Source organism: Bradyrhizobium sp. 187, from assembly GCF_023101005.1.
In the GTDB taxonomy this organism is placed as follows: domain Bacteria; phylum Pseudomonadota; class Alphaproteobacteria; order Rhizobiales; family Xanthobacteraceae; genus Bradyrhizobium; species Bradyrhizobium canariense_D.
In genome coordinates this window covers 511,470-533,761 of sequence record NZ_CP064693.1, presented here as the reverse complement: position 1 = coordinate 533,761, position 22,292 = coordinate 511,470, and the positions used below count along the sequence as shown (strand labels likewise).

At 65.0% G+C, this 22,292-nt stretch carries 16 protein-coding genes; 4 read left to right on the top strand and 12 right to left on the bottom strand.

Going from position 1 to position 22,292, the window contains the following annotated elements:
- Nucleotides 1-68 precede the first annotated feature (68 nt).
- From IVB19_RS02540 to IVB19_RS02520, 5 genes are all read right to left on the bottom strand, one after another.
- Nucleotides 69-1,469, bottom strand: a complete 1,401-nt coding sequence (locus IVB19_RS02540) for a selenium-binding protein SBP56-related protein (RefSeq protein WP_085351558.1) — start codon at nucleotides 1,467-1,469, stop codon at nucleotides 69-71.
- Between the two features lie 258 nt (nucleotides 1,470-1,727).
- Complete coding sequence (locus IVB19_RS02535; RefSeq protein WP_247820966.1) at nucleotides 1,728-2,669, bottom strand: dihydrodipicolinate synthase family protein; 942 nt, start codon at nucleotides 2,667-2,669, stop codon at nucleotides 1,728-1,730.
- Between the two features lie 124 nt (nucleotides 2,670-2,793).
- Nucleotides 2,794-4,875 carry a methyl-accepting chemotaxis protein gene (locus IVB19_RS02530; RefSeq protein ID WP_247820965.1) on the bottom strand — a complete coding sequence of 694 codons (2,082 nt, stop codon included), beginning with the start codon at nucleotides 4,873-4,875 and terminating at the stop codon, nucleotides 2,794-2,796.
- A 133-nt stretch (nucleotides 4,876-5,008) separates the two neighbouring features.
- A complete protein-coding gene (locus tag IVB19_RS02525) occupies nucleotides 5,009-5,779 on the bottom strand; it encodes an enoyl-CoA hydratase (RefSeq protein ID WP_018453065.1) in 771 nt (256 codons plus the stop codon).
- 17 nt (nucleotides 5,780-5,796) lie between these two features.
- Nucleotides 5,797-6,264, bottom strand: coding sequence for a MarR family winged helix-turn-helix transcriptional regulator (locus tag IVB19_RS02520; RefSeq protein WP_247820964.1), 468 nt, complete (start codon nucleotides 6,262-6,264; stop codon nucleotides 5,797-5,799).
- Nucleotides 6,265-6,473: 209 nt separating this feature from the next.
- Between IVB19_RS02520 and IVB19_RS02515 the strand changes: the two genes are divergently transcribed.
- Nucleotides 6,474-8,264, top strand: a complete 1,791-nt coding sequence (locus tag IVB19_RS02515; RefSeq protein WP_247821654.1) for an ATP-dependent Clp protease adaptor ClpS — start codon at nucleotides 6,474-6,476, stop codon at nucleotides 8,262-8,264.
- Here the strand turns inward: IVB19_RS02515 and IVB19_RS02510 are convergent.
- From IVB19_RS02510 to IVB19_RS02485, 6 genes are all read right to left on the bottom strand, one after another.
- Nucleotides 8,213-9,874, bottom strand: coding sequence for a tannase/feruloyl esterase family alpha/beta hydrolase (locus IVB19_RS02510; protein ID WP_247820963.1), 1,662 nt, complete (start codon nucleotides 9,872-9,874; stop codon nucleotides 8,213-8,215). The two genes, IVB19_RS02515 and IVB19_RS02510, sit on opposite strands and share 52 nt — an antisense overlap.
- 77 nt (nucleotides 9,875-9,951) lie before the next feature.
- Nucleotides 9,952-11,196, bottom strand: coding sequence for a phosphoglycerate dehydrogenase (gene serA, locus IVB19_RS02505; RefSeq protein ID WP_204512557.1), 1,245 nt, complete (start codon nucleotides 11,194-11,196; stop codon nucleotides 9,952-9,954).
- A gap of 99 nt (nucleotides 11,197-11,295) precedes the next feature.
- On the bottom strand, nucleotides 11,296-12,528 hold the full coding sequence (locus IVB19_RS02500) for a rhodanese-like domain-containing protein (protein ID WP_247820962.1): 1,233 nt from the start codon (nucleotides 12,526-12,528) through the stop codon (nucleotides 11,296-11,298).
- Between the two features lie 78 nt (nucleotides 12,529-12,606).
- Entirely contained in the window at nucleotides 12,607-13,800 is a 1,194-nt protein-coding gene (locus IVB19_RS02495; RefSeq protein WP_018453059.1) for a PepSY-associated TM helix domain-containing protein, read from the bottom strand.
- Nucleotides 13,801-13,863: 63 nt separating this feature from the next.
- Nucleotides 13,864-16,188 (bottom strand): TonB-dependent siderophore receptor, encoded by a 2,325-nt coding sequence (locus tag IVB19_RS02490; RefSeq protein ID WP_247820961.1) that lies wholly within the window; start codon nucleotides 16,186-16,188, stop codon nucleotides 13,864-13,866.
- 206 nt (nucleotides 16,189-16,394) lie between these two features.
- Entirely contained in the window at nucleotides 16,395-17,279 is an 885-nt protein-coding gene (locus IVB19_RS02485; protein ID WP_204512559.1) for a dihydrodipicolinate synthase family protein, read from the bottom strand.
- Between the two features lie 178 nt (nucleotides 17,280-17,457).
- Here IVB19_RS02485 and IVB19_RS02480 point away from each other — a divergent pair, with 178 nt between their 5' ends.
- Nucleotides 17,458-18,870, top strand: coding sequence for an FAD-binding oxidoreductase (locus IVB19_RS02480; protein WP_247820960.1), 1,413 nt, complete (start codon nucleotides 17,458-17,460; stop codon nucleotides 18,868-18,870).
- Between the two features lie 8 nt (nucleotides 18,871-18,878).
- A complete protein-coding gene (locus IVB19_RS02475) occupies nucleotides 18,879-19,544 on the top strand; it encodes a GntR family transcriptional regulator (RefSeq protein WP_018453055.1) in 666 nt (221 codons plus the stop codon).
- Nucleotides 19,545-19,550: 6 nt separating this feature from the next.
- Here IVB19_RS02475 and IVB19_RS02470 read toward each other — a convergent pair whose 3' ends face one another.
- A complete protein-coding gene (locus tag IVB19_RS02470) occupies nucleotides 19,551-19,715 on the bottom strand; it encodes a hypothetical protein (protein WP_162847272.1) in 165 nt (54 codons plus the stop codon).
- Between the two features lie 266 nt (nucleotides 19,716-19,981).
- On the opposite strand from IVB19_RS02470, the gene IVB19_RS02465 reads away from it, so the two are divergent.
- Nucleotides 19,982-22,003 (top strand): YgiQ family radical SAM protein, encoded by a 2,022-nt coding sequence (locus tag IVB19_RS02465; protein WP_247820959.1) that lies wholly within the window; start codon nucleotides 19,982-19,984, stop codon nucleotides 22,001-22,003.
- Nucleotides 22,004-22,292 lie beyond the last annotated feature (289 nt).

Here is a 22,292-nt window from a genome sequence, read left to right as displayed (position 1 = left end):
GACCCCGTGATAGAGACCGCTCGCAACAAGAGCGAGCCACAGCCAGCCGAGGCTCGCGTGTGCCCAATCTAGGCCGACGGGTAGCAAAAGGAGTCCGTCGAACAATCGCCGCCCTCCAGCCTGATCTGGTGCGCACGATATCCGTCGGGGAAGCTCACGAAGTAGTTCTTGTCGAGCTCGAGGCCACCATTGCGACCGACATTGGCCATGACTTCCAAACCCGGAACGCCATCGGGATAGAACTGGTCATCCCAGGTGGAATAGAGCGAATTGGTCCAGTACACCCGCCTGCCGTCCCGGCTGATCTCGACCATCTGCGGACCGGCCGCAAATGCCTTGCCGTTCGGATGGGGGGTGCGGCGCGCGATGCCGCCGATGTGAACCGAGCCCGCAAGCTTCGGCTTTCGCGGATCACTCACGTCGTACTGGCGCATTTCACCCGTGCCCCAGCACGAGACATAGAGAAAACGATCATCCATCGACAGGTCGATGTCGGTCACCAGCGGCGGCACGGCGCCAAAGCCCTGAAGCAGCGGCGGGAGCTTCTCCTTTGGCGCAGGCTCGGGCGGGATCGTCGCCGTCTTCTCCGCATGGAATTTTCCGCCTTCGCGCCACCAGGTCCAGATCGAGGCTTCGAGATTCGTGGTGTCGACCACAACGCCTACAAAGCCGTATTCGCGAACCGGATCGTGCGCCGGCCGTACCTCCAGCGCCATCTGATGATTGGCGCCGAGGTCGATGGTCTGCACGTTGCGACGGGCGCGGAGATCCCAGAAGTGGAGACGATGGCCATATTTGTTCGCCAGCAGATCTTCCGGGACGATCCCGTTCTCGAACTGCGGCGGCAATGCCCATTCGCTCGTCACCATGTAGTCGCGCGGCAGGTTCCACCAGAAATCATAGTGCAGCGTCTGCGGACCGCGGTCGATCTCCCATCGTCCAAGGACCTCGAACGTCTCGCAATCCATGATGAAGACGCCTGGAGGCCCGTTGGTGCCGTCCTTGCCGCCGCCGCCGAGCGTGCTCACATAGACGCCGTCCGGCCCGCAATGGATGGTGTGCGGCCGCGAATAGCCGGTCTTTTTGAAGACTTCCTCGGGCTCGATGATCTTGTGGATTTTGGCTTTGGTCGGATCGGGCTTGGTATCGATGATGTAAATCCGCGACGAGCGCAGCCCGGGGATGATGAGATAGCGCCGCTCGATGAAGGCATGCCCAGTGAGCGGCGACAAGGCGGAGGAGCAGGCATTCCAGCCGAAGTGATGAAACTCATCGCCCTTGTTGGGCATCGTCACGGTGTGGACGATCTGGCTGTAGGTCGGCGATCCCGGCTTGGCGTCGATCACCGCGAGAGCATCCGGTTTCGAGAAATCCGGACTGAGCAGCAACGTGTAGGCAAAGTTCTCCGCAGGAGCTTCCATCGCAAGCTTGGGCGATGCGTGAAAGGTGGGATCCGGCCTCATCGTCATGGCACTGCCTCCCTGTTTCGTTGGTTCGCACCAACCTGGTTCGGAATAGCGGCATAATGAAGAGCTGTTGCGCGATGTCTTGAGTTGCTCCGCGGGCCAGGTTGGCGAGCGTACAATATGTCATCGCCGGGCTGCGGGAAACCGCCCGAACCGCGTTAATTCGACGCCTTCAGCCAGATGGAAGCTGGCGGGATCAGGCCAGGGTGCGCACCTCACACTCAGCGTCGTCCCGGCCTTCGCCGGGACGACAGCGTTGCGCTACTTCCCCCACCTCAACGCCAGCGCATCGCGCTCCTTGGCCAACTCCAGCAGCCCGGCCCGCGTCGCCGGGAGCAACGGCTGGAGCGGATGCCGCACCGTGTCCGACTTGATCACGCCGCCGGCCTGCATCATCGCCTTGCAGGCGATCAGGCCGCATTGGCGGTTTTCGTAGTTGATCAGCGGCAGCCAGCGTTCGTAGGCGGCTTTGGCCTCTTCACGCTTGCCGGCGAAATAGGGATCGACGATCTGGCGGATGCCGTCGGGATAGCCGCCGCCGGTCATCGCGCCGGTGGCGCCGGCATCGAGATCGGCGAGCAGCGTGATCGCTTCCTCGCCGTCCCAGGGACCCTCGATATCGCTGCCGCCGGCGTCGATCAGGCTGCGCAGCTTTGCAGCCGCGCCCGGCACCTCGATCTTGAAATAGCGGATGTTGGCGAAATCGCGCGCCAGCCGCGCGAGCAGTTCGACCGACAGGGGGGTGCCGGCGACAGGCGCATCCTGGATCATGATCGGAATCTTGATCGCGCCCGACAGCACCTTGAAGAATTCGACGACGCCTTTTTCGGGCACGCGGAAGGTGGCGCCGTGATAGGGCGGCATCACCATGACCATGGCGGCACCGGCCGCCTCGGCCTGCCGGCTGCGCGCGGCGCAGACGGCCGAGCTGAAATGCGTGGTGGTGACGATCACGGGAACGCGGCCCGCGACATGCTCCAGCACCGCATGCATCACGGTCTCGCGCTCGGCATCCGTGAGCACGAACTGCTCGGAGAAATTGGCGAGAATGCACAGACCGTTCGAGCCTGCGTCGATCATGAAATCGATGCAGCGGCGCTGTCCCTCAAGGTCGAGTTCGCCGCGCTCGTCGAAGATGGTGGGCGCGACCGGGAACACGCCGCGATAGGGGCGCTGGGCCTTGTGTTGGGGCGTGACCGGCATCGAACTCTCCATCCCTGATATCTCTTACATCTGCCGCGACGCTCGCGCAGCGCCACAGATGTACCCGCCGCGCGCATCGGCGGCAATGCCGATCGCACGACGTAAGGACGGAAGATTGTCGAAGCTATGCGGTCCTCACCGCGCCCAAAAAGCCCTCGACCGCGACGCGGAGACGATCGGCGTCGGCGGACATTTTCGTCACGGACACCGACAGGGCCGAACCGGCATTGCCCGTCTCCTGGTTCAGCCTGGCGACGCTGCCGATGGTGTCGGTGACCTCGCGGGTTCCCTGCGCGGCCTGCTGGAAGTTGCGGGAGATCTCGGTGGTGGCCGCACGCTGCTGTTCGACCGCTGCCGCGATCGCCGTCATCTTTTCGTCGATGCCGCTGATCGCGCCGCCGATCGCGCGGATGGCCGCGACCGCCTGGCCCGTCGCGCCCTGGATCTCCGCGACCTGGCGGGAGATTTCTTCCGTCGCCGTCGCCGTCTGCGAAGCGAGGCTCTTGACCTCGCCGGCGACCACGGCGAAGCCGCGGCCGGCCTCGCCCGCGCGCGCGGCTTCGATGGTGGCGTTCAACGCCAGGAGATTGGTCTGCCCTGCGATGGCGTTGATCATCTTCACGACCTCGCCTATGCGGCCAGCGGTCTGATCGAGGATTTCGACCGTCGCATTGGTCTGCGCTGCCTGCGACACGGCTTCGCGGGCCTCGCGGGCGCTGGCCTGCACCTGCGCGGAGATCTCGCCGACGGACGCCGAGAGTTCTTCGGTCGCCGCTGCGATGGTCTCGAGATTGTTGGTGGCCTGCTCGGCGGAGGAGGAGACCGCCGCGGTCTGGCTGCTCGATTCCGAAACCAGTGAGCGGACGTCGGTCGCGGTGGCATCGAGCTCCTTGGTCGACGCCGCAACGCTGTGAATGACGGCTTGCACGGTGTCGTCGAAACTGCGGCAGGCCGCATCGACGGTGCCGGAGCGGGCGAGCTGGAGCGCCTGCTGCGATTCGCGCTCCTGGCCCAGGCGTTCCGCGGTCGCCGCGCTCTCGCGCAGGCTTTCGAGTGCGGCCGCCATGGTGCCGAACTCGTCGGGATACCTGGATTGCGGGACGGGCGTCGCGTAGTCGCGGGCGCTGATCTTGGCGATCGCGTCCAGGATGGCGCGCACCGGGCGCATCAGGCGATTGCGCACCACGTACACGCCGGTCAGGGTCACGGCGAGCGCGAGCAGGAACGCGAGCGACTGCACGACGAGATTGGTGAGCGCCTTGGCCTGCACCGTTTCCGCCCGGACGATTGACTGGTCGAGCGCCTTGTTGGCCACCGCGACGATGGACGCAAAGGGTGACTGACACAGCGTATTCCACTCCGCGGCGGGCATCGCGGGCTTACCGCTGCCGTCGAAATTCTTGGTGAGGTCGCCGATCTGCTTGAGGGCACCGTCGGTCTTGGCCTTCGCGTCCGCCGCTGCCGTCACCAGCTCCGCCGCCACGCCGGGCGCGGCCAGCAACTCGGCCATGCCCGCCCAACCGGAGGCGATCGTGCCATCCCATTGCGCCACTGACCGCTTCTGAGCGTCGTCGAGCGGCTTGCTGCTGTTGACGTTGGAGCGAAGCGACGAACAATGGATCCCATAACGGTCGCGCACCTGCCAGGCGAAGCGCCGGACCTGGATCATGCGGGCGATGAAGGGGTCGTCCATCCAGGCGCGGTTCGACACCGCGGTGGAAGCGAGGTTGGCCGTTTCGATCACCTTGGTGACGCCATCATACCAGGAGTTGGTGCGCTCGATCTTGCGCTCCGCGCGCGGGCGCTTGGCCTCGTCGTAGAACAGCTGGAACTGCGGCGCGGCGGCGCTCCAGCCCTGCTTCAATGTGCCGGCGAGTTCGTCGCGGCGGGCGAAATCGACGGTGGCGAGCGCGGCGCCGATGGCGTCATAGCCGCCCTGCTCGGCCTTCTCCGCCGCCTCGAGTTTTGCTCGCGGATCATCCTCGCCGAGGATCGCGCTCTGGGCATCGCCGCGATTGTTGCGCAGCGCCAGCACGCCATGGAAGATCGCCTTGTCGGCCGCGGCAAGCCGCGCGGTCTCGAGGCTGTCGCTATAGCGGCCGAACGCCCCAACCATCTGGATCGCCGTGGAGGCCAGCGCACCCGCAGCCAGCAGGGCCATCAAGGTCAGAAGGAGCGAACTTACCGATTTCTTAAACATTGCCATGGTGTCGGGGGCCTGGGTCGGGGGCCTATTCTTTCGAGCGCCACCTTGCCCGCGACATGCCAATGTTCCGTTAAGGTTTTAATCGAATGGGCGTGAGTTTCCGGCCCGACGAGCCTCAGCGCAGTCCCGGATATCACGCAACCTTGGTGAAATCCGGCGGGCGGCGTTCCGCGAACGCCGTGAAGGCCTCGCGCGCCTCAGCGGTGCGCAGGCGCAGCCCGAACTGCTCGCCTTCGGCATTCATCTGCGCGACCAGCGTCTCGCCGTTGCGCATCAGCTTCTTGGTGGCGGTGAGTGCGCCGGCCGGCTGACGGGCAAGACGCTGCGCCAGCGCGAGCGCCTCGGCATCGAGCTTGTCGAGCGGCACGACGCGGTTGGCGAGCCCCCATTCCAGCGCGGATTTGGCCGGCACCGTCTCGCCCAGCGCGAACATCTCGTAGGCCCGCGCATAGCCGATGCGCGCCGGCATCAGCAGGCTGGAGGCTGCTTCCGGCACCAGTGCGAGGCTGACGAAGGGCGTCGACAATTGCGCGTTGGCGGCAAGCACGACGAGGTCGCAATGCAGCAGCATCGTGGTGCCGACGCCGACGGCGCGGCCCTGCACCGCGGCCACCAAGGGCCGGGAGCAGCGCGCCAGCGACTGGATGAAGCGCACGACGTTGCGGCTTCCTTCCGACTTGCCCGCCGCGACCGCCGCGAACTCGCCGACATCGTTGCCGGCGGTAAACATGTCGCCTTCGCCGCGGATCAGGATCACGCGGACCGACGGATCGTGCTCGGCTGATTCGATGGCATCGGCGAGCTTGCCGTACATCGCATCCGTCAGCGCATTCTTCTTGTCGGGGCGTGCCAGCGTGAGCGTGAGAATTCCGCCGTCGTTCCGGATCCGGACGTGCTCGGTCATGGGTCTCTCCTCTATTCCTATGGATCTCTAGAAAGCTCTGTTGAAAGCTGTCTTGGAAACTTGTCCTGAATGCTGGTCAGCCAGCGCGCGACGATATCGATCTCCGCACTGGTGAATCCGTCCGTCAACGCCGCGTTGACCTGTGCCGCGCTGGCCTTCGCCTGCGCCAGTGCCGTCCGCCCGTTCGGCGTCAGCCAGACGCGCCAGGCGCGACCATCCTCGTGATCCGCGCGCCGCTCGACCAGTTTAGCCGCCGCCGTACGGTCGACCAGCCCCGAGATGCCGGCCGGCCCCATGTCGAGCGCCGCGCCCACCTCACCCATCAGGGCGCCGTTCTGCTTGCCGAGGATGAACAGCAGCCCCGCTTGCGCCGGCGTGACCTCGCTCGAAGGCTGCGCCGCCATCCAGCGCTGCACGCGCCGCTGCGCCACGCTCAACAGGTAGATCAACCGATGGTGTCTCGCGCCCGCGTCTTTATTTCGCATGCGAAATAGATAATCGAGGCGGATCAGATTGTCAAAGGACGGCAGCTGGACATGTGCCGCGGGAGTCGTCGAGGAACAGGGCCGCCCCGGCGCACCAGGACCTCACCCACCAATCGCAATTAGCCGCCGCCGTCACGCTTGACGGCCGCTTCCTTTTATGTTCTCTATTCGTTCTATTCAATCATAGATTGTCCCGGAGACCTTTCGTGATGAACAGTATGCGTGGCGAGAACCAGCCGACCCAGCTCGTAATTCATAATGACGATGATACGCCGGACCAATTCGTGATGGATCTGCTTCGGCAGGTTTTCGGCAAATCAGACCGTGAAGCGACCGCGCTGATCACCCAGATCGAGCAGAAGGAAAAAGCGGTTTGCGGACCTTACCCGCAATCGGTTGCCGAAGCCCTTTTCAAATCTGCGCAACAATCCATCGAATTGGCCGGCCACCAACTGCAGGTCACGCTAGAGGCGGTCAAGACTCCTTGCGAACTCTGTGGCAAGCCTGAGGGACAGACCGACGTTCGTATCGGCGACCGAACGGTCTGGCTGTGCAGCGACTGCATGCGTGCGGCGGATGAACCCTCGAACGAACAAGAGGAAGATTTCGACTTTGCTTGCGACGTTCTCGATTGGCACCTTGCCAGCACCGCGCGCAGCAAACTCGTGACCACGATCCGCCAGTTTCCTGGCCACATGCGGGTCGATCTCCAGGCCGCCGTCGACCGGCTCTTCGGCAAGGCCATCCGGCTGGTGGGATTAAACGAGGAGCAGCGCTACGAAACGCTGTCGATTCCACGACTGCTCAAGGAGGGCCGCTATGCGATCGCGATTGCCCCGCTGCAATATTCCGACGTCGACGTAGGCGAGAAGAGCCCGGTCAAGTGTCTGGATAACGGGCTGTGGCTGTGTGAGCAGGATCATCTCCGCTATGCGGTTTTGCTCTGCGCACACCGCGAATACAGTCGCGAGCCCGGAATTCGGATCGAAATCCTGGTACCCTCAGGTTCCGCAGGCGCGGCTCTGGTCCAGCAATGCTTCAATGAATTGGAAGAAGCCGTACAGGCTGCGCGGACCTATCGCGGCAAGATCCTGTCGCTCGATGCCGACTCCGACTATCGCGGTCGCTCGCGCGGCATCACGGTGCATCGCTTGCCGCAGGTCGCGCGCGACGAGGTGATCCTGCCGGAGCAGACCCTGCCGCTGCTCGATCGCAACGTTCTGACCTTCGTCAACACCCGAGACCAATTGCGCCGGCTGGGTCAATCGACACGCAAAGGCATCTTGCTGTACGGGCCGCCGGGCACCGGCAAGACCCACACGATCCGTTATCTCGCAACGCATTTGCCCGGGCATACGACGCTGATCATCACGGCCGAGCAGATCGGTCTGCTCGGCGCCTATATGAGCCTGGCACGGTTGCTCCAGCCGTCGATGGTGGTGATCGAGGATGTCGATCTCATCGCCCGCGACCGCGATGACATGGGGCCGTGTGAGGAATCCATGCTGAACAAGCTGCTCAACGAGATGGACGGGCTGAAGGGAGACGCCGACATCCTGTTCATCCTGACCACCAACCGGCCGGAGGACCTCGAGGGAGCTCTCGCGGGTCGCCCCGGCCGCATCGATCAAGCCATCGAAGTGCCGCTGCCAGACGAGACCGGCCGCGGCAAGCTGGTCCGGCTCTACGGCAGGGGATTGCCGCTCGAGGGGGCCGTGATCGCGGAGGCTGCCCGACGCAGCGAGGGCACGAGTTGCGCCTTCATCAAGGAGCTGATGCGGCGGCTGGCGCAAGGAAGCATCGCACGGGACGGCGGCAACACCGTGATCTCCGCCGATATCGACGAAGCCCTTGACGACATGCTGTTCTCCGGCGGCCGGATCAACGCGCAACTGCTCGGCGGCGCGCAGGCAATGGCGCCGGGTGACGCTCCGAAGTGGCGCGCCGGCTACGGCGCGCAGGTGAAGCTCGATGCCTCCGTCACCGGACCGCTCTTGTAGTGGGGCCAGGCCGGCCAGCGGCACAGCGGCAGCGCGCGAAGCGTCGCAAACGACGGCGCCTCGACCTTCTGCTCGGCGACTTCCAAATCGCCGGGCGCCCTGCCCTTTTCGACCCAGTCGACCAGCACGCTCAGCATGTCGACATTGGCCGGCGCGCCGGAGCCGACATGGTCGACCCCTGGCGCGGTGTAGAGCCGCGCGAACTCGGCCGTCTCGGCTTTGCCGACCTTGCGTTCGACGTTCTCGAAATAGCGGATGCCGGCATAGGGGCTTTGCGCGTAGTCCGCCATATGTTCGAGCATGATCAGCCGGCCGCCGCGAGCGCGGAAGCGGCTGAGGTCGGGGTCGGTGGAATCCATCAGGCTGGAGACCTCGAGCAGCCGCGCCTTGTGTGCTTCGGGCTTATACGTCGTCACGTCGAGCTTGGGATCGCGCGCGAACACGTATTGGATGCCGCCGGCGCCGTAGATCCAGGCGATGCCATTATTGGGCGCGGGCGGCTGCGCGGGAGGCGCCGTGCCAAGCCACCACGCGACCCAGCCGCCGGTCGGGCCGACCGCCGGCGTGTCCTCGCCCGACACGCCCCAGCCCGGATAATCGTCGAGGCCATTGGCGAGCGCGAACGGGAATTTGTAGGTCGCATGCAAGGTCTCGATCGCCTTGATCTGTGCGTCGGTGAGGCACTGATCGCCCGTCTTGCCGCTCGCGCAACGCAGCGTCTCCGCCTTGAAGGCCGCCTTGCAGGAAACGGGATCTTGCACCAGCGCGTCATCGGAGCCGTCGGCCTTGTCGCAATCGGCCCGCACGGCATCGCCGACTAGCTTCACCTGCGCCGGATTGATCCAGCCGTCACCCATGGTCACGAGCCCCGAACGCGTGCCGGCATGCTGCAGGCCGACCCAGTTGATGACGGGCACGCGGGCAAAGATGCCGTCGAAATCATCAGGGTAGCGCTGCGCCATGGTGAGGCCTTCGCGGCCGCCCTCGGACGACCCCATGAAGTACATTTTCTCCGGCGCCTTGCCGTAAGCGCGCTGCATCAGCGCGACGGCTGCATCGCGCACCTTCTTGTAGGCGCGATGGGCGAAATTCTCGAAGGCTTCGTCGTTGAGCGCGAACAGCTGCGGCGGCTCGCCCGGCTTGGACTCGTGACCGGAATCGGTGCCGTAGGTGACGAAGCCGCGCGCGAGCGGCGACGCCTTGTCGAAGGGATAGGCCGGCGGCAGCGCCAGGCCCGTGATCAGCACGCCATTGAATCCACCGCCGCCATATTGCAGCGAACGGCCGTTCCATTCGACGGGCAAATTGACCTGAAACTTGATCGGCGGCGCCTTGGGATCGGTGGGATCGATATGGCCGAGCAGCTTGCAGAAGCCGGGATTGGCGGGCGTGACGCGCCCCGACGGCGTCGGGCCGCGTTCGGCGACGGCCAGTTGCGACGGCGCCACCAACGTCGCCGAATCCACCTTCACGGCGTCAGCGCCGCCGACGAGGCCCTTGCAGACAGTGTCCGCATCCTCAGTCAGCGTCACCGCTGAAGCGGAATTCGCGCCCAGCGCGCCCGCTGCGCCCACCAGCAATGCGCACAGCTTCACATGGATTTGCGCCATCGTTTCCCCTTGAGTTTCTGTTCGTTGTGCCAGCAGGCCGCATTCAAGGCGCCCTGCGGCCGCTCGTCAATGCAGTGCTAGTGCTCAAACACCAGCCGCGCGCCGACGGTGCCCTCGAGGCTGCGGATCTGCTGCAGCAGCGCGCCTGAATCCTGGCCGCCGAGGTCGGCATCGAGCACGACGTAACCGAGGTCGCCGGAGGTCTCCAGATATTGCGCGGCGATATTGATGTCGCGCTGGAGGAAGACCTCGTTGAGCCGGCGCAGCATGCCGGGCACGTTGCGATGGACGTGGCTGAAGCGCGCGCCGGAGGGACGCAGATGCAGCTGCACTTCCGGAAAATTCACCGCGCCCGTGGTCGATCCGGTGATGAAAAAGTCGACCAGCTTGCGCGCCACCTCGCCGCCGATGCGCTCCTGCGCCTCCTCGGTCGAGCCGCCGATATGCGGCGTGAGGATGACATTGCCGAGGCCCTGCACCGGGCTGTTGAAGCGGTCCGAGTTCGAGGACGGCTCGACCGGAAACACGTCGATGGCGGCACCCGCGAGATGGCCGTCGCGCAGAGCCCCCGCCAGCGCATCGAGATCGACGACGGTGCCGCGGCTGTTGTTGATCAGGAGCGAGCCGGGCTTCATCGCCCGCAGCTCCTTCTCGCCGATCATCCCTGATGTCTCCGGCGTCTCCGGCACGTGCAGGCTGACGACGTCGCTCTGCGCGAGCAGCTCCTCCAGCTTCTCGACTGGCTCGGTGTTGCCGTGGCGGAGCTTGTCGGTGCGGTCGAAATAGATCACGCGCATGCCGATCGCCTCGGCCAGGGTCGAGAGCTGCGAGCCGATATTGCCGTAGCCGATGATGCCGAGGGTGCGGCCGCGCACCTCGCGGCTGCCGGTCGCCGACTTGTCCCAGCCGCCCTCATGGGCCGACACCGAGCGCGGGAAAATGCGCCGCAGCAGCATCACGATCTCGCCGATCACGAGCTCGGCGACGCTGCGCGTGTTGGAGAACGGCGCGTTGAACACCGGAATGCCGCGCTTGCGCGCCGCCAGCAGATCGACCTGGTTGGTGCCGACGCTGAAGCAGCCGACGGCGAGAAGCTGGTCGGCCGCTTCCAGGACCTGATCGGTGATCTGGGTGCGCGAGCGGATGCCGAGCAGCGACACGCCCTTGAGCGCCCGCCGCAAATCCTCCCCGTCCAGCGCCTTGGTCAGGCGCTCGACATTGGTGAAACCCGCCGTTCTGAACAGGTCCACGGCGCTGTCATTGACGCCTTCGAGCAGCAGCGCCTTCGCGTTCCGCTCAGGGCTTTGGCCTGGGGCTGGCATGGAATCTCCGTGGGTCACAGCTTCGCCGCAGCTCATAGACCGCGGGGGACGCGCAGCACAATAGGGTTCGGATACGGGGAGAAGATGGCGGGGCGGTCGTCAGATCACGTAAAACCCGTGCGTTCCGTCCAGACGCAACTGTTCGACCAGGCCGTATTCCCAGTCGAGATAGGCCTGCATCGCGCGCTCGTCGACGCCGGTGCCTTCATAGGGGCGGCGGTAGCGGTGAGCGGGGTCCGGCTTGGGGAGGACGTGCGGCGGCCCGATTTCGAGCGCGCCGTCATAGCCGCCCTCCCGCACATAGACCTCCCAACCCATCTGCGCGAGCCAGGATGCCGTCATGTCGGCGCGGACGCCCTTATCGTCGGTCAGCACGATACGCGCGCCGCGCACCGGCGCCGCCATGTCCGTCTCCTGCACGAGTTGGCCGCCGGGATAGTGGCGAAAGCCCGGGAGATGGCCGGCTGCATATTCCTCGGCGTCACGCACGTCGAAGCGATAGAGCGTGCGATCGGTCTGCGCGACAAGCGCAGCCATCTCGCTCGCACCGATGTGGCGCACGCCGGCGCGATAGGCGACATCGCGCGCATTGGCCGGACCGCCCTCGAACGGCCCGATCGCGCCACGCCTGTTAGCACCGTGGTCGAGCGTATGCCGCGCCAGCGTCCAGCCGATAGTGCCGTTGCGCAGCGCCCGGACCTTGTTCGGCACGCCGGCATTGATCAGCGATTGGGTGCCGATGATCGAGCGGGTGCGGCCGGCGCAATTGACGATGATGGTGGTGTCGGCATCGGGTGCCGCCTGTCCTGCTCGCAGCACCAGCTCCGCGCCGGGCACGCTGACCGAGCCCGGAATGTTCATGGTAGCATATTCGTCGAAGCGGCGGACGTCGAGGATGGCAATGTTGGCCTTGTCCGCGATGAGTTTTGCCACCTCGTCGGCACTGAACGAGGGCGTGTGCCTACGCGACTCGACCAGTTCGCCAAAGGCTTTGGAGTAGGAGTTGACGTCCTCGAACATTTGATAGCCCGCGTCGCGCCAGGCCTTCAGTCCGCCATCGAGCGCGCGGACGTTGGTATAGCCGAGCGCGGCCAGCCGCTCGGCACCCGCGGTGACGAGCCCTTCGCCGTCATCATAGAGCACGATCGGCACATTCTTGCGCGGCAGCCTGACGTCCGCTTCGATCGCAATCCGATCGGCAGCCATGTTGGCGGCGAACAGCGGATGTCCCGTCGCGAAACCAGCCTCGTGCCTGAGATCAAGCAACGCGATCTCCTCGCGGAGCAGCAGTGCACGGCGGATGTCGGCGGGAGTGACGGTGGTGATCTTCATGGCGTAAACCCTGACGAGGATTGGCCATGGGCTTTTGAACGATTGCAGAAGTGTTGGCTAGCCTTTGCGGCAGCCCGTTCATTCGCCGGGAACAAGCCGCCCGAGCCGTGGCTGCGCCAGCCGCCTCAGCTTTCGACGCGACAAATAAAGCAAAACGCCGGTGACCGCGAACAGCGGCATCAGCACAGCCGCGAGCATGAACGCGAGCTTGCCGGGCCAGCCCAGAAATGCGCCGCGGTGGATATCGAGCACGTTCGCGATGGTCTTCTCGCCGAGGGTCTTATCGGAATAACGCTCCGCAGACACGAATTGGCCTGTGATGGCATCGACGCGGAATTCGTCACGGGTGGTGTCGAGGGTCGAGTCTTTCCCCCAGGAGCGGATCCGTATCACCGTGCCCGGACCGGCGGGCAGCGTCAGCAACGCCTTGGAGAAACGGCCGCCCTCTTCGTGCAGGAAGGCGGCCCACGCGCGATCAAAGCCGATCGGCTGTGCCGTCTCGCTGACACCGGCAGCACGCGACGCCTTTGTGGGCATCTTGGGCTGCATCTTCGCCGCGGCGATCTGCGGGCGCGACAGCAACCAGACGACGCCATCCTTGTACCAGTCGAACGAGTACCAGAGCCCGGTGAACGTCATCACCAGATAGACCGGCAGGACCCAGGTGCCGATCACCGCATGCAGCGACCGATGCAGACCGCGGCCACTGAGCCCGAGATTCGGCTTCAGCCACATCTTCACGCTGCCTGCACGACGCGGCCAGCGCAGCACGAGGCCCGAGATCAGCATCACGATCAGGCCGAGCGCGGCCACGCCCGTGATCTGGCGCCCCCAGCCCTTGGCGTCGCCGGGAATCAACAGCCAGCGATGAAGCTTGCGCACGGTCGCGAAAAACTCTTCGCCGTCCGGTGTGCCCAACACGCGCGCGTCATAGGGATCGACATAGAGCGAGGACGGCCGCGCGCCTCGTTCGTCGCGGGCGAAGCGCACATGCACCGCGGCGGACGGATCACTCGCCAGCGTCACGGCGGAGATTTTGCCGACGTCCTGCGCCGCAGTCAGGCGCGCAACCAGTTCGTCCGGCATCAGCGCCGGTGCCTGGCGCGGCGCGACCTGCATGATGCCGGCGTTGAGATGATCGACGATCTCGTCCTCAAAACTCATGATCGCACCGGTCAGTGCGATCACGGCGAGCAGCAGCGCCAGCACGAGGCCCGCGATGGAATGGACATGAAGCAGAGCGGCCTTGATCGCGCGCCAGGACTCACGCATCGGCGCGAGCCCTCCTGCTCGGCGCGATCATCCGAAGGGCGTCCCTGCGCGACATGCCCATCGCTAAAATTTCACCGTCGCCGACAGCGAGACCCGCCGCGCGTCGCCGAGGGCGACGTTCAGATTATTGACGGCGGAGGGATAGTAGACAGTGTCGAACAGGTTCTTGACGTTGAGCTGGTAGATCACCGGCGTGTTCTGGTATTTCATCTCATAGGTCGCGAAAATATCGGCGACCACATAAGGGGGCAGGAAGAAGGAGTTGATCGAATCGCCGGGACGATCACCGACATAACGCGCGCCGCCGCCGAGGCGGAGCTGACCCGGCAGGGCTGTGCCGAAGTCATAGACCAGATAGAGCGAGGCCGTGTTCAGCGCGACGTTCTGCAGCTTCCTGCCGAGCAGCGTGACATCCTCGGATGCCGTCACGCGGGCATCGGTGTAGCCGTAACTGCCGATCAAGGCCCAGCTGTCGGTGAGCCTGCCGGTGACATCCAGCTCGACGCCGCGCGAATGAGCACGGCCCACGGTGTGGAGTTCCACGACGCCTGCGCTGTTCGTCTTGGTCGTCTGCACGTTCTTCTTGTCGAGATCGTAGAGCGCCAGCGTTCCGGAGATGCGCTTGTTCAAATCGAACTTGACGCCGGTCTCGTATGACACGCCTTCTTCCGGCGCGACGTTGGAGCCGATCGTGACGCCGATCGGCGCAATGGTCGAATTCGGCTTCAACGATTCAGTATAGCTCGCATAGAGCGATATCTGGTCGGTGAGCTTGAAAATGGCGCCGCCGAGCGGAAGCATCTTGTCCTGGGACACATTGGTGTTGGTGACAAACGGCTTCCCGCGCCCGGCGATCTGGTCGTAGTCCATGTAGCGCACGCCGCCGACCAAGGCGAACCGCTCTGTCAGATGCAACGTGTCCTGGACGAATATCGACCACTGGCCAAGCTTGTCGGTCTGCGCACTGTCTGGATTGGACACCGTCGTTCCCGGCCCGATCAGGCCGTAAACGGGATTGTAGACATTGAAGGCGGGCGTTGTCTGCCGGATCAGATTGTCCCGGTAGATGGTGCGATACTGGCCGTCGCCACCGAACACCACGTCATTGCGCATCTCGCCGAGCCAGAAGCCGCCAGAAACGTAGGACGTTCCGTAGCTTGCGTTGCTGAGCGAACCCTGCGTGCCGTCGTTGCTGCGGGTCTCGGCGCCTGTCGTGAAGTTGATGCCGGTGATACGAAGCTGGTTGGCGCTGAAGGTCTCGGTGTTGTAGCTGTAGCCGGCGGAGAGCTTCCAATCCTGATTGAAACGGTGCTCGACAGACGCCTGGATCAGGTCCGACGTGCCCCACGTGTTATTGAAGGGCTCGTCGAGCCGGCGCGTCTTGGGCACCGCCAGCGGCGCCTTCGTCACCGGATTGAACGCCGTGCCGCGATCGAACGGATAGATGAACTCGCGATGCTCGTAGTTGAGCTGCACCGTGGTGTCCTGGCCGTACCAGGCCAGTGACGGCGCAACCAGCATCTCGCGATGGCGGCCGAAATTCCGCCAGTAATCCTCGCTGACGCCGTAGCCGATGAAGCGATAGGCCAGGCCTTGATCACCGATCGGACCGGTGATGTCGAGCAAGCCGTCGGCGCCGGTCTTGGAAGCACTGAAGGCCGAACCAAGCAGCGTAACCGAGCCGTGCTGGTACAGCTCCGGCCGCTTGCTGATCGTGTTGACGATGCCGCCGGGATCCATGATGCCGTAGAGCAGCGAGGCCGGCCCCTTCAGCACCTCGACGCTTTCGACTGCGGGATTGAAGCTGCGCCCCTGCACCAGCGGCATGCCGTTGCGCATGATCGAGCCGTCGCGGTTGTCGCCGAAGCCGCGGCGGATGACCGCGTCCTGGCTGCCGGCGAGCGTGTTGGTCTGGGTGATGCCGCTGACGTTGATCAGCGCGTCGTCGATGTTTCGCGGGAGCTGGTCCATCAGCACCTGCTCGGGCACCACGTTGACAGCCTGCGACGTATCGAGCGGCGAAGCGCCGCTGCGCAGCGTGGTCGCGCTCGGCATCGCGCGGTAGCCGAGCTTGGCGGCCTGTTGCGCGGCGGCTTCCGCGGCCGCGCGCTCCGAGAGCGTCGGCGCTGCGGGTGCGGGATTGCGATTGCGCTGGCGCGCGGCGGTCTGAGCGCGGCGTGGGGACTGGTCCGATGCACGCGCCGCTTTCGGCCGCGGTGCCGGCGCCTCGACCGTCACCGGCGGCAGAGCCGATTGCGCTTGGGCGGCCGTCGCGCTGAAGGAAGGTGCGCCGAGCAGAACGGCTGCTCCAATGAGGAGGACTGCGCAGCTCGTGCCGGCAGGAGTTCGACCGCCGCTGACGCGCTGGCCATCCAGATGAGCACGCACTTTCGATTCACTTCCAAGTCAGACGCAGAAGCTGGCGCGTCTAACAGCCGTTGTTCGTGAAGAGAACCGCAAGCGGCCTTGAATCGCTCTAGTGTTGAATGGTTCTAGGCTTTGATCGCGCTGTTCGGCAATCCTCGATGGATTGCGCAGCGACCGCGACACGCAGCGCGCGAATTCGCGGCAACGTGTCGCGGCTTCGCGCGATCTCACGCGATCGCGGGAGCCATCAGCTCGTCGAGCTTGCGCTTGAGCGCGGTGCCGTCGGACAAGGCCCGGAGCGGCGGCCGCACGCGTAGCCAGCTCGCGTCGCCCGTCTGTGCCGCGAGGATGGCTTTCAGCGTCGTGAGGAAGGATGGTGATTTCACCACGATGTCCACGGCAGCCTGCATCCGTGCTTCGACATCCTTGCCGTCGATCATTGCCTTGACCAGCTCCGGCGCGATGTTGGCCATGCCGCAGATGGTGCCGGCACCGCCGGCGGCGATCGCGCGGGTGATGTCAACCTCGTTGCCGACGGTGATGGCGAGCTCGGGGGCGGCGGCGCGGAAGGCCTGGAATTGCTTGAAGTCGCCGCTGGAGTCTTTCAGGCCCGCAACGACCTTGCCGTAGCGCTTGCGCAAATTCGCGGCGACGCCGGTCGGGATCGCGACACCCGAGATCTGCGGGATATGGTAGAGATAGGCACGCAGGCGATCGTCGGCGACGCCGTCGAGGATCGCCGCAAAGGCATCCTCGATGCCTTCAGCGCTGACGCTTCGGTCAAAGTAAGGCGGCAGATACAGCACGTGGCGCAGGCCGAGACCGAGCACGGCACGCGTCAATGCGATGCTGTCGCCGATCGCGGGGAAGCCGCCGCCGATTCCAATTCGGTCCGGCGCAACGCCGGCCTTGAGCACGGCTTCGATGGTCGCGACGCGTTCGGCGACATTGAACGAGGTGCCCTCGCCGGTGGTGCCGAACAGCACGACACCGTCGATGCCCTTACCGAAGAGTTGCTTGGCGTGGGCGGCGAGCTTGGCGGAGTCCACGCTGCCGTCCGTCGCCAGCGGCGTCGCCGAAGCCACCCAGAACCCGCGAATTGCCTCCGTCATCGCACCATCCGTTGCTGTGGCTTCGCACCACGTCTGATCTCGGACGATCAAACCCAGAGCTTGGCAAGCCTTGTTTTTGCTTTACTTTGCGGCTTGTACCTTACATACAACAAAGGCGCAAATCCTTTCCGCCGTCATGGCGCGCATAACACGCAGCCAGATTCCGAGGAGGTCTCGCATGGACATGGTGACCCCGGTCGAGCGGCCCACCCAGTTGCTCGGCGCCTTGCGCGACAGCCTCGGCGCGGCTGCCGTGCTTGTCGGCACCGACGTGCCCGCGCGCAATTGCAACGACTGGAGCGCGAGCCTGCCGCAAACGCCGCTCGCGGTGATCCGCCCGGTCGATGCGCAAGGCGTGGCCGACGCGATTCTGACCTGCCGGCAGGCGCATCTGCCGTTCGTGCCGCAGGGCGGATTGACTGGGCTGTGCCGCGGCGCATCGCCTGAAGCAGGCTGGGTCGCGATCTCGCTCGAGCGCATGAGCGGGATCGAGGAGATCGATCACGCCTCGATGACGATGACGGTGAAAGCAGGCACGCCGCTTCAGACGATCCAGATGGCAGCCGACGAAGCCGGCTTCTTCTTTCCGCTCGATCTCGGCTCGCGCGGCTCCTGCGCCATCGGCGGCAACCTCTCGACCAATGCCGGCGGCAATCGCGTGATCCGCTATGGCATGACGCGCGAACTGGTGCTCGGGCTCGAAGTCGTGCTGCCCGACGGCACCATCATCACTAGCCTCAACAAGCTGATGAAGAACAATGCCGGCTACGATCTGAAGCATCTGTTCATCGGCTCGGAAGGCACGCTCGGCATCATCACCCGCGTGGTGCTGCGGCTGTTTCCAAAGCCGCGCTCGACCATGGCCGCGCTCTGCGCGCTCGAGGACTATGCCGCGGTGATCGCGCTGCTCGGCGCCGCGCGAAGCGGGCTCGGCCCGCTGCTGTCGGCGTTCGAGGTGATGTGGCCGGATTACTGGGACGTGATCACGAATCGCGCCGGCGTCAAGCCGCCGGTCGCCGCAGGCCACGGCCTCTACGTGCTGGTGGAAGCGCAGGGCGCCGACGAGAGCCTCGACGCGCCGCGCTTCCAAAGCTGGCTCGAAGAGCTGATGGAGCGCGGGCTGCTCGCCGACGCCGCCGTGGCGCAATCGCTGGCGCAGACGCGAAGCTTCTGGCGCGTGCGCGACATCTGCGCCGAGTTCGGCCAGGTGTTGGGTCCGCACATCTCCTACGACATCGGCCTCGCCGTGGCGCGGATGGACGAGTTCGTCACGCGCTGCAAGGCGGCGCTGGCTGATGGCGTCGAGGGATGCGAAAGCGTCTATTACGGCCATATCGGCGACGGCAATCTGCATCTCGTCTCCTGGGTCACCGGCCTTGCCGTCGAGCAGCAGCCGAAGGAAGAGATGGACGCGATCATTTACGGTCTCGTGCGCGAGATGGGCGGCAGCGTCTCGGCCGAGCACGGCATCGGCACGTTGAAGAAGAAGTGGCTGGGTCATGCCCGCAGCGAGGCCGAGATCGCGCTGATGCGAACGCTGAAGGCCGCGCTCGATCCCGATCATCTGCTCAACCCCGGCAAGGTGATCTGAGAGAGCCAATGCGATCGCTGAAGCTCGATGCGCCGAAATCGCTGTCGCAGCGGGTGATGCAGCGGCTGCGCCAGGCCATCATCGACGGCGAGTTCGCGCTCGGCGCCGCCATCTCCGAGGAGATGGTGGCAAACTCCTTCGGCGTCAGCCGCACCCCGGTGCGCGAGGCGATGGGTCAGCTGCAGGCGCAGGGCCTCGTCGTGATCCGGCCGCAGGTCGGCAGTTTTGTCTTTACGCCAAGCGCGGAAGACATCACCGCGCTCTGCACGTTCAGGATCGCGCTGGAGCCCAAGGCCGCTGAGCTCGCCTTCCGCCATGATCGCGCCGGTGCGATCGCGACGATGAGCGAGGCGATCGCGGCGATGGAGCCGGCGATTGCAGCCAGGGACAACATCGCCTATGGCCGCGCCGATGCCGCTTTCCATGAGGCGCTGTTCGCCCATTGCGGCAACCGCTATCTCGCCGAATCCTATCAGCTCGCATCTAGCCGCGTCGCGGCACTCCGCACCAATTTGACTTCGCCGATCGACGTGCGCACGCGCACGTCTTTCGACGAGCATCGCAAGCTGCTCGATCTGTTCGCCCGCGGCGAGTTTGCCGCCTTCGCGACGCTGATGACCACGCACGTCACCAATTCTGGCGTGGTCTACGCCAAAGCGCTGCAGGTCGATTGAGCGCTGCTACCGCGCATTTTTCGTGCCGGGCCTGTCCAGAAAATCCAGCGCGGTGTTGATCTGTTCGAGCTGGTGTTCGATTTTGTCGCGGTCCTCGGCCGTGGGCGCCTTCTCGAGCTGCTCAACCAGCTTCTGCTTTCGGAGCAGCAAGTTCTCTATGACTGTACTCACGGCTCCCCCATCCGCCAGGGGCGAACATCGAGGCAATATTACACCCCGGAGGCGAGCGCGCGCCAGCCGGGCCCAGCGCAACCCTGCATCAGAATGTTCGCGAGGGCAGTTGGTTCCTGCGCGTGACCCGAGAAGGTGCAGACAGCTGATGGCGGCGCTCGCGAACGGTTAACGCGGTCGCACGCCCGGGCTGCCGGTCGCGGAACCGGATCTTTCACCTGCCCGTCGGTTGTATTCGGAGGCCCGGAGTCCTATGCGTATGCGCCATGGACATCCAGATCATCGCCGCCGAAAAACCCCTGATGGCGCAGGCACGCCCGCACAAGCCGGCGCCGTTCCTGCCGATGAGTCGCGCCGAGATGGATGCGCTCGGCTGGGACGCTTGCGACATCGTGCTGGTGACGGGCGATGCCTATGTCGACCATCCCAGCTTCGGCATGGCCATCATCGGCCGGCTGCTGGAGGCGCAGGGCTTTCGGGTCGGCATCATCTCGCAGCCGGACTGGCATTCGGCCGAGCCGTTCAAGGCACTGGGCAAGCCAAAAGTCTTCTTCGGCGTCACCGGGGGCAACATGGACTCCATGGTGAACCGCTACACCGCGGACCGCCGCATACGCAGCGACGATGCCTATACCGCGGGCGGCGAAGGCGGTAAGCGGCCGGACCGCTGCACCGTGGTCTACGCGCAGCGATGCCGCGAGGCGTTCAAGGGTGTGCCGGTCGTACTCGGCGGCATCGAGGCCTCGCTGCGCCGGATCGCGCACTACGATTACTGGTCCGACAAAGTGCGCCGCTCGGTGCTGGCCGACGCCAAGGCGGATCTGCTGCTCTACGGCAATGCCGAGCGCGCCGTCGTCGAAGTGGCGAACCGTCTTGCCGCCGGCGAGGCGCCGCGCGAGCTCGGCGACATCAGGGGCGTCGCGCTGTTCCGCCACGTGCCCGACGATTACACCGAGCTGCACGCCGACGATCTCGACTCCGCCGACGAGGGCGCATCGCGGACGAAAGGCTTGACCGTGATCCGGCTGCCCGCTTTGGAGCAGGTCGAGCAGGACAAGGAAGCCTATGCGCGCGCGTCCCGCGTGCTGCACCGGGAGAGCAATCCCGGCAATGCGCGGCCGCTGGTGCAGCGCCACGGCGATCGCGATCTCTGGCTCAACCCGCCGCCGATTCCGCTGACCAGCGAGGAGATGGACGCCGTCTACGATCTTCCTTACGCGCGCGCCCCGCATCCGTCCTACGGTGACGCGAAGATCCCGGCGTGGGACATGATCAAGTTCTCGGTGACGATCATGCGCGGCTGTTTTGGCGGCTGCACCTTCTGCTCGATCACCGAGCACGAGGGCCGCATCATCCAGAACCGGTCCGAGGGCTCGATCCTGCGCGAGATCGAGAAGATCCGCGACAAGACGCCGGGCTTCACCGGCGTGATCTCGGACATCGGCGGTCCCACCGCCAACATGTACCGGATGGCGTGCAAGGACCCGAAGGTCGAGGCCGCGTGCCGGCGGCCGTCCTGCGTCTTCCCCGAGATCTGCCCGAATCTCAACACCTCGCATGACGATCTAATCCGGCTCTATCGCAAGGTGCGCGAGACCAAGGGCATCAAGAAGGTGATGGTCGCCTCCGGCGTGCGCTACGACCTCGCGGTCGAGAGCCCCGAATACATCAAGGAGCTCGTCACCCATCACGTCGGCGGTTATCTCAAGATCGCGCCCGAACATACCGAGCGCGGGCCGCTCGACAAGATGATGAAGCCCGGCATCGGCGCCTACAACCAGTTCAAGCGGATGTTCGATGCCGCGGCCGAACAGGCCGGCAAGAAATACTATTTGATCCCGTATTTCATCGCGGCACATCCGGGCACGACCGACGAGGACATGATGAACCTGGCGCTATGGCTGAAGAAGAACCGCTACCGCGCGGATCAAGTGCAGACCTTCCTGCCCTCGCCGATGGCGACCGCAACGGCGATGTACCACACCGGCGTCAACCCGCTGCGCGGCGTGCGGCGCGGTGGCAGCGGCAAGGTCGAGGCGATCAAGGGCCTGCGCCAGCGCCGCTTGCACAAGGCGTTCCTGCGCTACCACGACCCCGACAATTGGCCGGTGCTGCGTGAAGCCCTGAAAGAGATGGGCCGCGCCGATCTGATCGGTTCGCGCCCCGACCGGCTGGTCCCCGCGCACCAGCCGCCCGGCACCGGCAAGGCCGCCGGCACGCGGCGGCCGGTTCGTCCAGACGGCAAGACGCAGCGGTTCACGACCAAGAATTTGCGGGTGATGAAGTAGCGGGCGAGCCGGATCAGGTCCAGTTCAGCTTCGCATTGTCGCCCTCAAAACAAAAACCTCGAAAACAACCCCATGCACAGTAGCCGGCATGAGCGGGATCAATGACTTAGGCGATTGCCGAATCCGTTGAATCCGCGGGGTGAGATAACGGAAAAACCGAAATTATGTTTTGACGAAATATTGACTCGTCGGGCAAAACAGGCGCAAGATGCCATTGTCGCGGCACGCGTGGCAGGGCGAGCTCCAACCGCTACTCCGTATCGATATCCTCGAGCTTCACACCGCGTCC